The sequence below is a fragment of the Burkholderiales bacterium genome (assembly GCA_035560005.1).
In the GTDB taxonomy this organism is placed as follows: Bacteria; Pseudomonadota; Gammaproteobacteria; order Burkholderiales; family Eutrophovitaceae; genus DASRFY01.
Window position 1 is genome coordinate 1 of sequence record DATMAN010000053.1, and the last position, 15881, is coordinate 15881.

Consider the following 15881-nt stretch of genomic DNA (forward strand, 5'->3'; position numbering starts at 1 on the left):
CACGGAGATGGTCATGCCCGGGGACAATGTGCAGATCACGGTGAGTCTGATCCAGCCCATTGCGATGGAGGAGGGCTTGCGCTTTGCCATTCGCGAGGGCGGGCGCACCGTGGGCGCCGGCGTGGTGGCGAAAGTCATCGAATAGCGCCCCGGAGCATCCGGGAGTCTCTTCTTCAGCGAGCGAGAAGCTGCAGGCCAGTAGCTCAATTGGCAGAGCGTCGGTCTCCAAAACCGAAGGTTGGGGGTTCGAGACCCTCCTGGCCTGCCACTCGAGACGCCCGTGGTCGCTGGGTGTCGCTCAGGGCAAACACGTAATAGATCGAATGGCGGACAAAATCAAACTGGGGTTGGCGTTGCTCTTGGTTGCGGCCGGAGTCGCGGGATTCTATTACCTGGGCGACAGCCCGCTGGTGCTGCGCGTGGCAGCCGTGCTGGCGGGAATTGCCGCAGCGGCGCTCGTGGCATGGACCAGCGGGCCCGGCAAGCAGTTCTATGTGTTCGCCCAGGAATCGGCCACCGAAACCAGGAAGGTGGTCTGGCCCAGCCGCAAGGAAACGGTGCAGACCACCGGGGTGGTGCTCGCTTTCGTCATCGTGATGGCGCTGTTTCTCTGGATCGTCGATGCCCTGCTGGTTTGGGTGGTGAAAATCCTGCTCGGACCGGAGGCGTGATGTCCAAGAAGTGGTACGTCGTTCATGCCTACTCGGGATTCGAGAAGAGCGTCCAGCGCGCTCTGCAGGAACGCATCGCGCGTGCGGGCATGCAGGACAAATTCGGCCAGATCCTGGTGCCGGTGGAGGAAGTGGTCGAGATGAAAAGCGGCCAGAAGGCGATCAGCGAGCGCAAGTTCTTTCCGGGCTACGTGCTGGTCGAGATGGAGATGACCGACGAGACCTGGCATCTGGTCAAGAACACACCCAAGGTCACCGGCTTCGTCGGCGGTACGGCGACCAAACCCACCCCGATCAGTGAGAAGGAAGTACAGAACATCCTGCATCAGATCCAGGAGGGCGTCGAGAAGCCCAAGCCCAAGGTGCTGTTCGAGGCGGGCGAAGCGGTGCGGGTCAGGGAAGGGCCGTTCACCGATTTTCATGGGACCGTGGAAGAGGTCAATTACGACAAGAACAAGCTGCGCGTATCGGTGTCCATCTTCGGCCGCGCCACTCCGGTCGAGCTGGATTTCAGTCAGGTCGAGAAGGCCTGATTCGTCAACGGGGAGCGCGCTCGAGGGCGCGCGCCAGGACCCATAGTCAAAGGAGTACAACGTGGCCAAGAAAGTCGTCGGCTTCATCAAGCTGCAGGTGCCCGCAGGCAAGGCCAATCCGAGCCCGCCGATCGGCCCGGCGCTGGGTCAGCGCGGGTTGAACATCATGGAGTTCTGCAAGGCGTTCAACGCGCAAACGCAGGGCTACGAGCCCGGCCTGCCGCTGCCGGTGGTGATTACCGCCTATGCGGACAAGAGCTTCACCTTCATCATCAAGACGCCGCCGACCACGGTGCTGATCAAGAAGGCGGTGAAAATCGACAAAGGCAGCCCGCGTCCGCACACCGACAAGGTCGGGAAGCTCACCCGCAAGCAGGTCGAGGAGATCGCCAAGGCCAAGATGCCCGATCTCACGGCGGCGGGCCTGGAAGCGGCCATGCGAACGGTGGCCGGCAGCGCGCGCAGCATGGGTGTTGAAGTGGAGGGCCTGTAAGTGGCACGGCTATCCAAACGTATGAAGGCGCTACGGGGCGCGGTGGACAGGAGCAAAACCTATCCGGTGCTCGAGGCCTTGAAGCTCGTCAAGAAGGGTGCCACCGCCAAGTTCGACGAATCCATCGACGTGGCGGTCAACCTGGGCATCGACGCCAAGAAATCCGATCAACTGGTGCGCGGGTCGATCGTGCTGCCCAAGGGCACCGGCAAGACGGTGCGGGTGGCGGTCTTCGCGCAAGGAGACAAGGCGCGCGAAGCCAGGGAAGCCGGGGCCGACCTGGTGGGCTTCGAGGATCTGGCCGAGCAAGTCAAGGCCGGCAAGATCGACTTCGACGTGGCGATCGCCAGTCCCGACGCGATGCGCGTGGTCGGTCAGCTGGGCCAGATACTGGGCCCGCGTGGACTGATGCCCAACCCCAAGGTGGGAACCGTGACTCCGAACGTGGCGGAGGCTGTGCGAAACGCCAAGGCCGGACAGGTGCAGTACCGCAGCGACAAGGCGGGCATCGTCCAATGCACCATCGGTCGGGCATCGTTCAGCGAGGAAGCGCTGGCGGAAAATTTTCGGACGCTGATCGACGCGCTGAACAAGGTGAAGCCGTCGGGAACGAAAGGCGTGTATCTCAGGAAGATCACGGTCTCGAGCACCATGGGGCCGGGAATCAAGGTCGACCAGGCGAGCCTGGGCGGCCAGCAGTAAAGGACTTTGGGAACCGGCCATCCGCTCGGGAGGCGCGGTGAACCACAGCCGCACGGAACTTGTTCCGTTCGTCGCGGGTCACAGGCGTCCCCTACGGGGTGGTCGGGCTGTCAAAGACCGTTGGGGCTTCTTGGTGAGGCGTGAAGCGGCAGACGACGATGTGCAAGTCTGTGCGTCGATTGCGCACGCGGATCCGGTAGAGGCTTAATCGCGCAGGTGCTGGGATGGCGTTGCGGGGGTTCGTCTTACGCCTTAACGCCTTGCCCCTCGCGCCCAACGCAGATAGCGCACCCTGGACAGGTTTGGCAGGAAGCGGATGTTCGAGAAGCTCGGCAGCTGCAATCCGGCCTGGAAAGGTCGCTATGGAGGGAGGGTCCGACGCCGCAGGCGTCGGAACCCGGTGTGCAACATCCAGGAGGGTAGACCGTGAGTCTCAACGTAGAGCAGAAGAAGGCGGTGGTGGCCGAGGTGATCGAAAAGCTCGCCCAGGCGCAGGCCATCGTCCTTGCCGAGAACCGCGGCCTCGAGGTGCAGGACATGACGCAATTGCGCGCCAAGGCGCGCAAACACGGCGTGTACCTGCGAGTTCTCAAGAACACCCTGGCACGCCGCGCTGTCACTGGCACTGCGTTCGAGAAGCTGGCGGAGCATATGGTGGGTCCGCTCACCTACGGCATCTCGAAGGATCCGGTGGCCGTGGCAAAGGTGCTCAACGAGTTTGCGAAGGGCAACGAGAAGTTCGTCATCAAGGCCGGCGCCATGCCCAACCAGGTCATGTCGGCCAAGGAAGTCGTCGTTCTGGCGACGATGCCGAGCCGCGAGGAACTCATCTCCAGACTCATGGGCACCATGCAGGCGCCGATCGCGAAGTTCGTCCGGACCTTGAACGAGGTTCCGGCTCGCTTCGTGCGCGCGCTTGCAGCCGTCAGGGATCGGAAACAGGCTGCGTGAGTCTTCCGATTCGCGTTGTTGTTTCAAGCTATCAGGAGAAATTCGAACATGGCTATCGCCAAAGCTGACATTCTGGACGCCATCGCCAGCATGAGCGTCCTCGAGCTCTCGCAGCTCATCAAGGACATGGAAGAAAAGTTCGGCGTGTCCGCCGCTGCCGCCACGGTTGCAGTGGCGGCGCCGGCCGCCGGGGGTGCCGCCGCAGCGCCCGCGGCGGAAGAGAAGACCGAGTTCTCGGTCATTCTTTCCGCGGCCGGAGACAACAAGGTCAACGTGATCAAGGTGGTGCGCGCGGTGACCGGTCTCGGGCTCAAGGAGGCCAAGGACCTGGTCGACGGCGCGCCCAAGCCGGTGAAGGAAGGCATCTCGAAGAAGGATGCCGAAGACCTCAAGAAGCAGCTGGAAGAAGCGGGCGCCAAGGTCGAGATCAAGTAAGGCCGACGCGGCGAGGGGCCGGCGGCGTGCCGCCGGCCCGCAGCGGCCAAAGAAAAGCGCAACGTCGCTTTTCTTTGTCTTCTGACCCGACTGCAGAAGGCAGGTTTGGTCGGGCGATGGGGTTCCTCGTCGCCGTCCGCCAGTGGTTGGTAGAGGCCGACCGCCAGGCCCAGGGGTGCTCGCTCCGCACAATCAGTCGATGAACTCGGGACGTTCCGCGCGCCCATCGCGCGGCAACTCCCCGGGACGCATGCCAGGCGTCCCGCGCAATTCGGAGAGGTCATGACTTACTCTTTTACCGAGAAGAAGCGGATCCGCAAGAGCTTTGCCAAGCGCGCCAGTGTACTGCCGGTTCCATTTCTGCTGGCTACGCAGATCGACTCGTACGCGTCGTTTCTACAGGCCGACGTGGCGCCCGAGGCGCGCCGCAATCAGGGCCTGCAGGCGGCCTTCCAGTCGATCTTCCCGATCGCCAGTCACTCGGGCAACGCACGGCTGGACTTCGTCAGCTACACGCTCGGCAATCCGCCGTTCGACGTCAAGGAGTGCCAGCAGCGTGGTCTGACCTACGCCGCCCCGCTGCGCGCCAAGGTGCGCCTGACGATCATGGACAGGGAGGCGACCAAGCCCACCGTCAAGGAAGTCAAGGAGCAGGAGGTCTACATGGGCGAGATTCCGCTCATGACGTCTACCGGCTCTTTCGTGATCAACGGCACCGAGCGCGTGATCGTCTCGCAGCTGCACCGCTCGCCGGGGGTGTTCTTCGAGCACGACCGCGGGAAGACGCACTCCTCCGGCAAGCTGCTGTTCTCCGCGCGGATCATTCCGTATCGCGGCTCGTGGCTCGATTTCGAGTTCGATCCGAAGGATTACCTCTATTTCCGGGTCGACCGGCGGCGCAAGATGCCGGTCACGATCCTGCTCAAGGCGATCGGGATGACGCCCGAGCAGATCCTGGCGACGTTTTACGTGTTCGACACTTTCCACGTCACCCGCAAGGGCATCGAATTCGAACTCAAGCCCGAGCGCATGCGCGGCGAGATCGCGCGCTTCGACATCATCACCAAGCAGGGCAAGCTGATCGTCCAGAAGGACAAGCGCATTACTGTCAAGCACGTGCGCGAGATGGAGCAGGCCGGGCTCAGGAAGATGACGGTGGCGGAAGACTTCCTCGTCGGTCGCGTGCTGGCGCACAACGTCGTCAACCGGGAGACCGGCGAGATCGTCGCCCAGGCAAACGACGAGATCACCGAGGAACTGCTGAAGAAGATCATCGACGCCGGCATCGACGTCATCCACACCATCTACACCAACGATCTCGACCAAGGCGCGTATATCTCGCAGACGCTGCGCATCGACGAGACCGCCGACCAGCTCGCCGCCCAGGTGGCGATCTACCGCATGATGCGTCCGGGAGAACCGCCGACCGAGGACGCGGTCAAGACGTTGTTCAACGGGCTGTTCTATTCCGAGGAGCGCTACGATCTTTCCGCGGTCGGGCGCATGAAGTTCAACCGCCGGGCCTATCCAGACCAAGTCGATGAGAAGACCGCCGAGTGGCTGAAGAACTTCTATGCTGCGGTGGGCAAGCGCGGGCCGGAGGGTCCCGGCACGCTAGCCAACGAGGACATCATCGCGGTGATCGGCATCTTGATCGAGCTGCGCAACGGCCGCGGCGAGATCGACGACATCGATCACCTGGGCAACCGGCGGGTGCGCTCGGTCGGCGAGCTGGCCGAAAACCAGTTCCGCGCTGGCCTGGTGCGGGTGGAGCGCGCGGTCCGCGAACGGCTCTCGCAGGCCGAGTCCGAGAACCTGATGCCCCACGACTTGATCAACGCCAAGCCGGTCTCGGCAGCGGTGCGCGAGTTCTTCGGGTCTTCGCAGCTGTCGCAGTTCATGGACCAGACCAATCCGCTCTCCGAGATCACGCACAAGCGCCGCGTGTCCGCGCTCGGGCCGGGTGGCTTGACCCGCGAGCGGGCGGGCTTCGAGGTGCGCGACGTGCACCCGACGCATTACGGAAGGGTCTGCCCGATCGAGACGCCGGAAGGCCCGAACATCGGGCTCATCAATTCGCTGGCGCTGTACGCGCGCACCAACGAGTACGGCTTCCTGGAAACCCCGTATCGGCGCGTGAGCGACGGGCGCGTGACCGACGAGATCGTGTATCTCTCGGCCATCGACGAGAGCCAGTACGTCATCGCCCAGGCCAATGCGGCGGTGGACAAAAAGGGCAGGCTGCTCGACGAGATCGTCTCCTGCCGCCACCGCAACGAATTCAGCCTGATGCCCGCGGAGCGCGTGCAGTTCATGGACGTGGCGCCTTCGCAGATCGTGTCCGTGGCGGCCTCGCTGATCCCGTTCTTGGAGCACGACGACGCCAACCGCGCGCTCATGGGCTCGAACATGCAGCGCCAGGCGGTGCCCTGCCTGCGCGCCGAGAAGCCGCTGGTCGGAACCGGGATCGAGCGCACGGTTGCGGTGGATTCCGGCACGGCGGTGCAGGCTCGCCGCGGCGGTGTGGTGGATTACGTCGACGCCTCGCGCATCGTGGTGCGGGTCAACGACGACGAAACCTCGGCCGGCGAGGTCGGCGTGGACATCTACAACCTGGTCAAGTACACGCGTTCGAACCAGAACACCAACATCAACCAGCGGCCCATCGTCAAACCCGGCGACCGCATCGCGCGCGGCGATGTTATCGCGGACGGCGCGTCCACCGACATGGGCGAGCTGGCTCTGGGCCAGAACCTGCTGGTGGCGTTCATGCCCTGGAACGGCTTCAACTTCGAAGACTCGATCCTGATCTCCGAGCGCGTGGTGGCCGACGACCGCTTCACTTCGATTCACATCGAAGAACTGTCCGTGGTGGCGCGCGACACCAAGCTCGGGCCGGAGGAGATCACCCGCGACATCTCCAACCTTTCCGAAGCGCAGCTCGCGCGACTGGACGAATCAGGCATCGTCTACATCGGCGCCGAGGTCGAGGCCGGCGATGTCCTGGTGGGCAAGGTGACGCCGAAAGGGGAGACCCAGCTCACGCCGGAGGAGAAGCTGCTGCGCGCGATCTTCGGCGAGAAGGCTTCGGACGTGAAGGACACGAGCTTGCGCGTGCCTTCCGGCATGTCGGGCACCGTGATCGACGTGCAGGTCTTCACCCGGGAGGGCATCGAGCGCGACAAGCGCGCGCAGCAGATCATCGACGACGAGCTGAAGCGCTACAAGAAGGACCTGGCCGACCAGCTGCGCATCGTCGAGGCGGACACTTTCGGTCGTATCGAGCGGCTGCTCCTGGGCAAGACGGCCAATGGCGGCCCGAAGAAGCTCGCCAAGGGAGCCAAGATCACCAAGGCCTACCTGCAGGAGGTGCCGCCGCACGACTGGTTCGACATTCGTCTGGCCAACGAGGAAGCGGCCCAGCAGCTCGAGCAGCTGCGCGAGAGCATCGATCTGACGCGCAAGAAGTTCGACGCGATGTACGAGGAAAAGAAGAAGAAGCTGACTTCGGGCGATGAGTTACCGCCGGGGGTACAGAAGATGGTGAAGGTCTACCTCGCGGTGAAGCGGCGGCTTCAGCCTGGCGACAAGATGGCCGGACGGCACGGCAACAAGGGCGTGATCTCTAAGATTGTCCCGGTAGAGGACATGCCGCACATGGCCGACGGCACGCCGATGGACATCGTATTGAACCCGCTCGGCGTTCCTTCGCGCATGAACGTCGGCCAGATCCTGGAGACGCACCTCGGATGGGCGTCCAAGGGGCTGGGATGGAAGATCGGGCAGATGCTCAAGGCACAGGCCAAAGTCGCGGATCTGCGCAAGGCGCTGGCGGTGGTCTACAACTCCAGCGGCCGCGGCGAGAACCTGGACGCGCTAAGCGACGAAGAAGTCCTGGAGCTGGCGCGAAATCTGGAGAACGGCGTGCCCTTCGCCACGCCCGTGTTCGACGGCGCCACCGAGGCGGAGATCAAGTCCATGCTCGAGCTGGCGGGGCTGCCGCGCAGCGGACAGATCACGCTGTTCGACGGGCGCACCGGCGAGACCTTCGACCGGCCGGTCACCGTGGGTTACATGCACATGTTGAAGCTCCACCACCTGGTCGACGACAAGATGCATGCCCGCTCCACGGGCCCGTACTCGCTGGTCACCCAGCAGCCGCTGGGCGGAAAGGCGCAGTTCGGCGGCCAGCGCTTCGGCGAGATGGAGGTGTGGGCACTGGAAGCCTACGGTGCCGCCTACACGCTGCAGGAGATGCTCACCGTCAAATCGGACGACGTGTCCGGGCGCACCAAGGTCTACGAGAACATCGTCAAGGGCGAGCACAAGATCGATGCCGGGATGCCGGAGTCGTTCAACGTGCTGGTGAAGGAGATTCGCTCGCTCGCCATCGACATCGACCTGGAGCGGCGCTGAGGCGCATTCGCCGGTCAGGGAATTATTGAGGAGTCATCGATGAAAGCTCTGCTCGATCTGTTCAAGCAGGTTACTCATGAAGAAGAGTTCGACGCCATCCGCATCGGGCTTGCTTCTCCGGAGAAGATCCGCTCGTGGTCGTACGGCGAAGTGAAAAAGCCGGAAACCATCAACTACCGCACCTTCAAGCCAGAACGCGACGGCCTTTTCTGCGCCAAGATCTTCGGCCCGGTGAAGGACTACGAGTGCCTGTGCGGCAAATACAAGCGGCTCAAGCACCGCGGCGTCATCTGCGAGAAGTGCGGCGTGGAAGTCACGCTGTCCAAGGTGCGCCGCGAGCGCATGGGCCATATCGAGCTCGCGAGCCCGGTCGCGCACATCTGGTTCCTGAAGTCGCTGCCCTCGCGCATGGGCATGGTGCTGGACATGACGCTGCGCGACATCGAGCGCGTCCTCTACTTCGAGGCTTACGTCGTCACCCACCCCGGGATGACCCCGCTCAAGCGTGGCGATTTGCTGTCCGAGGACAGCTACCTGGAGAAAGTGGAGGAGTACGGCGACGAGTTCCAGGCCATGATGGGGGCGGAAGGCGTGCGCGAGCTGCTGCGCAACCTCGACCTCGGCGCGGAGATCGACAAGCTGCGCAAGGAGCTCGAAGGTACCGACTCCGAGACCAAGATCAAGAAGATCGCCAAGCGCCTGAAGGTGCTGGAGGCGTTCCACAAGTCCGGAATCAAGCCCGACTGGATGATCATGGAGGTGCTGCCGGTGCTGCCGCCGGAGCTGCGTCCCCTGGTGCCGCTCGACGGCGGTCGCTTCGCCACCTCCGACCTCAACGACCTCTACCGCCGGGTCATCAACCGCAACAACCGCTTGAAGCGTCTTCTGGAACTGAAGGCGCCTGAGATCATCGTGCGCAACGAGAAGCGCATGCTGCAGGAGGCGGTCGACTCGCTGCTCGACAACGGGCGCCGCGGCAAGGCGATGACCGGGGCCAACAAGCGCCCGCTGAAATCGCTCGCGGACATGATCAAGGGCAAGGGCGGGCGCTTCCGCCAGAACTTGCTCGGCAAGCGCGTGGACTATTCGGGCCGTTCGGTCATTGTGGTCGGTCCGCAACTGAAGCTGCATCAGTGCGGGCTGCCCAAGAAGATGGCGCTCGAGCTGTTCAAGCCCTTTATCTTCCACAAGCTGGAGGTGCTGGGACTGGCCACCACGATCAAGGCCGCCAAGCGCCTGGTCGAGCAGGAAGTACCGGAGGTGTGGGACATCCTGGAGGATGTCATCCGAGAGCACCCGGTGCTGCTCAACCGCGCGCCGACGCTGCACCGGCTGGGCATCCAGGCCTTCGAGCCGGTGCTGATCGAAGGCAAGGCGATCCAGCTGCACCCGCTGGTCTGCGCCGCGTTCAACGCCGACTTCGACGGTGACCAGATGGCCGTGCACGTGCCGCTTTCCCTGGAAGCGCAGATGGAAGCGCGCACGCTGATGCTGTCGTCGAACAACGTGCTCTCGCCGGCCAACGGCGATCCGATCATCGTGCCATCGCAGGACATCGTGCTGGGGTTGTACTACATGACGCGCGAGCGCATTGGAGCGCGCGGCGAGGGTGCCGCCTTCACCGACGTCGCGGAAGTCGCGCGCGCCTATGAGAACAAGCAGGTCGATCTGCAGGCGCGCTGCACCGTGCGCATCCGCGAGATGGAAAACGGCGCGGACGGCCAGACCGGGGAACGCGTGCGGCGTTACGAGACGACCGTCGGGCGTGCGCTGCTCTCCGAGATCCTGCCGGCGGGGCTGCCCTTCGAGCTGATCAACAAGCCGCTCAAGAAGAAGGAGATCTCGCGACTGATCAACGCCAGCTTCCGCCGGTGCGGCCTGCGCGAAACCGTGATCTTCGCCGACAAGCTGATGTATACCGGCTTCACCTACGCCACGCGCGCGGGCATCTCCTTCTCGGTCGACGATATGGAGATCCCTCCCGAGAAGGAGCAGCTGATCGCCGCGGCCGAAAAGGAAGTTCAGGACATCGAGGCGCAATACACCTCGGGCCTCGTCACCCAGGGCGAGCGCTACAACAAGGTGGTGGACATCTGGGGTCGCGCCGGTGACCTGGTGGCCAAGGCGATGATGGAGCGGCTGGGCCAGGAACCCGTGCAGGAATGGGACGAACGGAAGTCCGAATGGCTGCCGGCCAGGGACAAGAAAGGCCATCCCGTCATGCAGGAGTCGTTCAACTCCATCTATATGATGGCCGACTCCGGCGCGCGCGGCTCGGCGGCGCAGATTCGCCAGCTCGCGGGCATGCGCGGCCTGATGGCCAAGCCGGACGGCTCGATCATCGAGACGCCGATCACGGCCAACTTCCGGGAGGGGCTGAACGTGCTGCAGTACTTCATCTCCACCCACGGCGCACGCAAGGGCCTGGCGGACACTGCGCTGAAGACCGCCAACTCGGGTTATCTCACGCGCCGGCTGGTCGACGTCACGCAGGATCTGGTGGTGACCGAGGAGGACTGTGGCACGACCGACGGATTCACCATGAAGGCGCTGATCGAGGGCGGCGAGGTGGTCGAGGCGCTACGCGAGCGCATCCTAGGCCGGGTCGCGGCCAACGACATCATCAACCCCGAGGACGGCACGGTGCTCTACCCCGCGACGACCCTCCTGGACGAAGATGCCGTCGAGCGGATCGAGGCCCTGGGTATCGACGAGGTGAAGGTGCGCACGCCGCTTACCTGCGCCACCCGCTACGGGCTGTGCTCCAAGTGCTACGGGCGCGACTTGGGCCGCGGCACTCCGGTCAACGTCGGCGAGGCTGTCGGCGTGATCGCCGCGCAGTCGATCGGCGAGCCGGGCACGCAGCTCACCATGCGCACGTTCCACATCGGAGGCGCGGCCTCCCGGACGGCGGTGGCGAGCCAGATCGAGTCCAAGTCCAACGGTACGGTGCGCTTCTCGGCCCTGATGCGCTACGTCACCAACGCCCGTGGCGAACAGGTGGCGATCTCGCGCTCGGGCGAAGTGCTGATCGTCGACGACAACCACCGCGAGCGCGAACGGCACAAGGTACCCTACGGCGCGACCCTGCACGTCAGCGACGGCGCGGCGGTCAAGGCCGGCAAGGTACTCGCATCCTGGGATCCACACACGCGCCCCATCATCACCGAGTACGCCGGCCGGGTGAAGTTCGACAACGTCGAGGAAGGCGTGACCGTGGCCCGCCAGATCGACGAAGTGACCGGCTTGTCGACGCTGGTGGTCATCGACCCGAAGCGCCGCGGCGTGACCCAGGCCAAGGGGTTGCGTCCCAGCGTCAAGCTGATCGACGAGAAGGGCAAGGAGGTGCGCATCGCCGGCACCGATACGCCAGTCAACATCACCTTCCCGATCCACTCGGTCATCACGGTAAAGGACGGCCAGCAGGTCAGCGTGGGTGAGGTGCTGGCGCGCATTCCGCAGGAGACCTCCAAGACCCGCGACATCACCGGTGGTCTGCCGCGCGTGGCGGAACTGTTCGAAGCGCGCTCGCCCAAGGACGCCGGCATGCTCGCGGAAGTCACCGGCACCGTGTCCTTCGGCAAGGACACCAAGGGCAAGCAGCGTCTGGTCATCACCGACCTGGACGGAGTGGCTCACGAGTTCCTGATTCCGAAGGACAAACATGTCCTGGTGCACGACGGCCAGGTGGTCAACAAGGGCGAGATGATCGTGGACGGCCCGGCGGATCCGCACGACATCCTGCGTCTGCTCGGCGTCGAGGCGCTGGCCCGCTACATCATCGACGAGGTGCAGGACGTCTACCGCCTGCAGGGCGTGAAGATCAACGACAAGCACATCGAGGTGATCGTTCGCCAGATGCTGCGCCGGGTGCAGATCGTCGAGCCGGGCGATTCGGAGTTCATCACCGGCGAGCAGGTCGAGCGCTCCGAGGTGCTGGAGGTCAACGACAAGCTCGAGAAGGAGGGAAAGAAGCCGGCGAGCTTCGAGTTCCTGCTGCTGGGCATCACCAAGGCGTCGCTGTCGACCGACTCCTTCATCTCGGCGGCCTCGTTCCAGGAGACCACGCGCGTGCTCACCGAAGCCGCGATCATGGGCAAACGCGACGAGCTGCGCGGCCTAAAAGAGAACGTCATCGTGGGGCGCCTCATACCGGCCGGCACCGGACTGGCATATCACCGCAATCGCAAGGCACAGGCCGAGGAGCAGGTATTCGCCGGCGAGGCCTTGTTCGGAGAGGAGATGGCAACCGAGAGTTCGAGCGATCAGCAAGTTGCTTGACGGGCTAAGCGTCTGAAAATAAAATCCAACGTCTTTTTACCCGGCGGTCCGGCGCGAATCCCGGACACAGGGTGTGGATGGAGTACACCTGGGACGGCTCAAAACGCCGTCCCGGGTTTTTTAGGGATGCAATAAATGCCGACAATCAATCAGTTAGTCCGGAAGGCCCGGGTCAAACCGACCTTCAAGAGCAAGGTTCCGGCGCTGAAAGGCTCCCCCCAGAAGCGCGGGGTGTGCACCCGCGTGTACACCACCACACCGAAGAAACCAAATTCGGCGTTGCGCAAGGTCGCCAAGGTGCGGCTGACCAACGGGTTTGAGGTGATCAGTTACATCGGCGGCGAGGGGCACAACTTGCAGGAGCATTCGGTCGTGCTGATCCGCGGCGGACGAGTGAAGGACCTGCCGGGCGTGCGCTACCACGTCGTGCGTGGAAGCCTGGATACGCAAGGCGTGAAGGACCGCAAGCAGGGCCGCTCGAAGTACGGCGCCAAGCGCCCGAAAGCGGCCTGAGGCTAGCAAACAGTTACGCCGCAAATGTCTTAAAGGAGCGCGGGGCCGACCGGAACGAACGGCGAGCGGCAGGCCATTCATCCAGTCAGCGTGCGCCCTGCAACCATCAGCGAAGCAAACATGCCACGACGCAGAGAAGTTCCGAAGCGCGAAGCGCTGCCGGATCCCAAATACCACAACCAGGACGTTGCGAAGTTCATGAACGTCATCATGACGCGCGGCAAGAAGTCGGTCGCCGAGCGTATCGTTTATGGCGCGCTCGACCAGATCGGCAAGAAGGGTGGCAAGGATCCTCTGGAGGTCTTCAGCCAGGCCCTGCAGAACGTGCGTCCGATGGTGGAGGTGAAAAGCCGCCGGGTCGGCGGCGCCAACTACCAGGTTCCGGTCGAGGTGCGCCCGGTGCGTCGCACGGCACTGGCGATGCGCTGGCTGCGCGACGCGGCGCGCAAGCGCGGCGAGAAGTCGATGGCGGCCCGGCTCGCGAGCGAGCTGCAGGAAGCGGCGGAGGGCCGCGGCGGTGCAGTGAAGAAGCGCGAAGAGGTCCATCGCATGGCCGAAGCGAACAAGGCCTTCGCCCACTACCGCTTCTAGTCGATCCAATCAGCAGAAGAAAGCAGTTCAATGCCCCGCACGACTCCCATCGAACGCTACCGGAACATCGGGATCAGCGCGCACATCGACGCCGGCAAGACCACGACCACGGAGCGCATCCTGTTCTACACCGGCGTGTCGCACAAGATCGGCGAAGTGCACGACGGCGCCGCGATCATGGACTGGATGGAGCAGGAGCGCGAGCGGGGCATCACCATCACGTCCGCGGCGACTACCTGCTTCTGGAAGGGCATGGAGGGCAAGTATCCAGAGCATCGGATCAACATCATCGACACTCCGGGTCACGTGGACTTCACGATCGAGGTGGAGCGATCGATGCGCGTGCTCGACGGCGCCTGCATGGTGTATTGCGCCGTCGGCGGCGTGCAGCCGCAGTCCGAGACGGTCTGGCGACAGGCCAACAAGTACCGCGTGCCGCGGCTGGCCTTCGTCAACAAGATGGACCGCCAGGGCGCGAACTTCTTCAAGGTCTACGAGCAGATGCGCGCGCGGCTCAAGGCCAACCCGGTGCCGATCCAGATCCCGATCGGAGCGGAGGAGAACTTCCGCGGGGTGGTCGATCTGGTCAAGATGAAGGCGATCTATTGGGACGAGGCCACCCAGGGGATGAAGTTCGAGGAGGGCGAAGTGCCCGCCGAACTGATGGCTCAGGCCATGGAGTGGCGCGAGAAAATGGTGGAGGCGGCAGCCGAAGCCTCCGAGGAGCTGATGAACAAGTACCTCGAAAGCGGCGAGCTCGACCCGGCCGAGATCAAGAGGGGCCTGCGCGCGCGCACCATCGCGTTCGAGATCGTGCCGATGCTGTGCGGCTCGGCCTTCAAGAACAAGGGCGTGCAGGCGATGCTCGACGCCGTGATCGACTACCTGCCGGCGCCGAGTGACATTCCTCCGGTCAAGGGCACGCTGGACAACGGGCAGCCGGCCGAGCGCAAGGCGAGCGACGACGAGCCCTTCGCCGGGCTTGCCTTCAAGATCATGACCGACCCTTACGTCGGGCAGCTCATCTTCTTCCGCGTGTACTCGGGCGTGGTGACCTCGGGCGACACGATCTACAACCCAATCAAGGGCAAGAAGGAGCGCATCGGGCGGCTGCTGCAGATGCATGCCAACCAGCGCGACGAGATCAAGGAAGTGCGCGCGGGCGACATCGCGGCGGCGGTGGGTCTGCGCGAAGCGACCACCGGCGACACTCTGTGCGATCCCGACAAGATCATCATCCTGGAGAAGATGGAGTTTCCCGAGCCGGTGATTTCCCAGGCGGTGGAGCCCAAGACCAAGGCCGACCAGGAGAAGATGGGCGTGGCGTTGAACCGCCTGGCGCAGGAGGACCCTTCGTTCCGCGTGCACACCGACGAGGAATCCGGCCAGACCATCATTTCCGGCATGGGCGAGTTGCACCTGGAAATCATCGTGGACCGGATGAAGCGCGAGTTCGGCGTCGATGCCAATGTGGGCAAGCCGCAGGTCGCCTACCGAGAAGCGATCAAGAAGCCGGTCGAGATCGAAGGCAAATTCATCAAGCAGACCGGTGGTAAGGGCCAGTATGGGCACGTGTGGCTGAGGCTCGAGCCGCAGCCCGAAGGGAAGGGTTTCGAATTCGTCGACGCCATCAAGGGCGGCACGGTGCCGCGCGAGTACATTCCGGCGGTCAACAAGGGCGTGCTCGAAGCGATGAAGTCGGGCGTGCTGGCCGGTTACCCGGTGGTCGACGTCAAGGTCACCCTGTTCGACGGTTCATACCACGAGGTCGATTCATCTGAAAACGCCTTCAAGATGGCGGCCATCCTGGGGTTCAAGGAAGGCATGCGCAAGGCGACCCCGGTGCTGCTGGAGCCGATCATGGCGGTCGAGGTGGAGACGCCGGAAGAGAAGATGGGCGACGTGATGGGCGACCTCTCCTCGCGCCGCGGAGTGATACAGGGCATGGAGGATCTGGGCGGCGGAGGCAAGGCGATTCGCGCCGAGGTGCCGCTGGCCGAGATGTTCGGTTATTCGACTACGCTGCGCTCGCTGACGCAGGGGCGCGCGACGTACACCATGGAGTTCAAGCACTATGCCGAGGCGCCGAAGAGCGTCGCGGAGGCCATCATCAATCGGGGTTCCGACAAGGACAAGAAGTAGCGAGAGGACATCATGGCAAAGGGCAAATTTGAGCGTACCAAGCCGCACGTGAACGTAGGCACGATTGGGCACGTGGATCATGGCAAGACCACGCTGACGGCGGCGATGACGCACGTGCTGTCGAAGAAGTACGGTGGGGAGGCCAAGAGCTAC

At 63.8% G+C, this 15881-nt stretch carries 13 protein-coding genes and 1 tRNA gene; all 14 read left to right on the top strand.

Translation table 11 applies throughout. From position 1 onward, the window contains the following. Positions 1-145, top strand: a 145-nt coding sequence (locus tag VNM24_07260; GenBank protein HWQ38397.1) for an elongation factor Tu, incomplete at its 5' end; no start/stop codon positions are given. 47 nt (positions 146-192) lie between these two features. Further along, positions 193-268 (top strand) — tRNA-Trp (locus tag VNM24_07265). Between the two features lie 55 nt (positions 269-323). Then, positions 324-671, top strand: a complete 348-nt coding sequence (secE, locus tag VNM24_07270; protein ID HWQ38398.1) for a preprotein translocase subunit SecE — start codon at positions 324-326, stop codon at positions 669-671. Further along, positions 671-1204 carry a transcription termination/antitermination protein NusG gene (gene nusG, locus VNM24_07275; GenBank protein HWQ38399.1) on the top strand — a complete coding sequence of 178 codons (534 nt, stop codon included), beginning with the start codon at positions 671-673 and terminating at the stop codon, positions 1202-1204. Before secE ends, nusG begins: the two co-directional genes overlap by 1 nt. Positions 1205-1265: 61 nt before the next feature. Further along, complete coding sequence (gene rplK, locus VNM24_07280) at positions 1266-1697, top strand: 50S ribosomal protein L11 (protein HWQ38400.1); 432 nt, start codon at positions 1266-1268, stop codon at positions 1695-1697. Beyond that, on the top strand, positions 1698-2399 hold the full coding sequence (gene rplA / locus VNM24_07285; protein ID HWQ38401.1) for a 50S ribosomal protein L1: 702 nt from the start codon (positions 1698-1700) through the stop codon (positions 2397-2399). A 426-nt stretch (positions 2400-2825) separates the two neighbouring features. Next, complete coding sequence (gene rplJ / locus VNM24_07290; GenBank protein HWQ38402.1) at positions 2826-3350, top strand: 50S ribosomal protein L10; 525 nt, start codon at positions 2826-2828, stop codon at positions 3348-3350. 48 nt (positions 3351-3398) lie between these two features. Next, positions 3399-3785 (top strand): 50S ribosomal protein L7/L12, encoded by a 387-nt coding sequence (rplL, locus tag VNM24_07295; GenBank protein ID HWQ38403.1) that lies wholly within the window; start codon positions 3399-3401, stop codon positions 3783-3785. Between the two features lie 282 nt (positions 3786-4067). Next, entirely contained in the window at positions 4068-8201 is a 4134-nt protein-coding gene (rpoB, locus tag VNM24_07300) for a DNA-directed RNA polymerase subunit beta (protein HWQ38404.1), read from the top strand. 39 nt (positions 8202-8240) lie between these two features. Then, entirely contained in the window at positions 8241-12482 is a 4242-nt protein-coding gene (gene rpoC, locus VNM24_07305; GenBank protein ID HWQ38405.1) for a DNA-directed RNA polymerase subunit beta', read from the top strand. Positions 12483-12617: 135 nt separating this feature from the next. Continuing rightward, complete coding sequence (gene rpsL / locus VNM24_07310) at positions 12618-12995, top strand: 30S ribosomal protein S12 (protein HWQ38406.1); 378 nt, start codon at positions 12618-12620, stop codon at positions 12993-12995. Between the two features lie 120 nt (positions 12996-13115). After that, entirely contained in the window at positions 13116-13586 is a 471-nt protein-coding gene (gene rpsG, locus VNM24_07315; GenBank protein HWQ38407.1) for a 30S ribosomal protein S7, read from the top strand. A gap of 30 nt (positions 13587-13616) precedes the next feature. Beyond that, positions 13617-15728: an elongation factor G gene (gene fusA / locus VNM24_07320; GenBank protein HWQ38408.1), complete on the top strand. Its 2112-nt coding sequence runs from the start codon at positions 13617-13619 to the stop codon at positions 15726-15728. Between the two features lie 12 nt (positions 15729-15740). After that, positions 15741-15881, top strand: a 141-nt coding sequence (locus VNM24_07325) for a GTP-binding protein (protein ID HWQ38409.1), incomplete at its 3' end; no start/stop codon positions are given.

Coding starts and splice junctions, on each gene's coding strand:
- rpsL (HWQ38406.1), top strand. CDS start 12,618: ATGCCGACAATCAATCAGTTAGTCCGGAAGGCCCGGGTCAAACCGACC.
- rplL (HWQ38403.1), top strand. CDS start 3,399: ATGGCTATCGCCAAAGCTGACATTCTGGACGCCATCGCCAGCATGAGC.
- rpoB (HWQ38404.1), top strand. CDS start 4,068: ATGACTTACTCTTTTACCGAGAAGAAGCGGATCCGCAAGAGCTTTGCC.
- rpoC (HWQ38405.1), top strand. CDS start 8,241: ATGAAAGCTCTGCTCGATCTGTTCAAGCAGGTTACTCATGAAGAAGAG.
- nusG (HWQ38399.1), top strand. CDS start 671: ATGTCCAAGAAGTGGTACGTCGTTCATGCCTACTCGGGATTCGAGAAG.
- rpsG (HWQ38407.1), top strand. CDS start 13,116: ATGCCACGACGCAGAGAAGTTCCGAAGCGCGAAGCGCTGCCGGATCCC.
- fusA (HWQ38408.1), top strand. CDS start 13,617: ATGCCCCGCACGACTCCCATCGAACGCTACCGGAACATCGGGATCAGC.
- secE (HWQ38398.1), top strand. CDS start 324: ATGGCGGACAAAATCAAACTGGGGTTGGCGTTGCTCTTGGTTGCGGCC.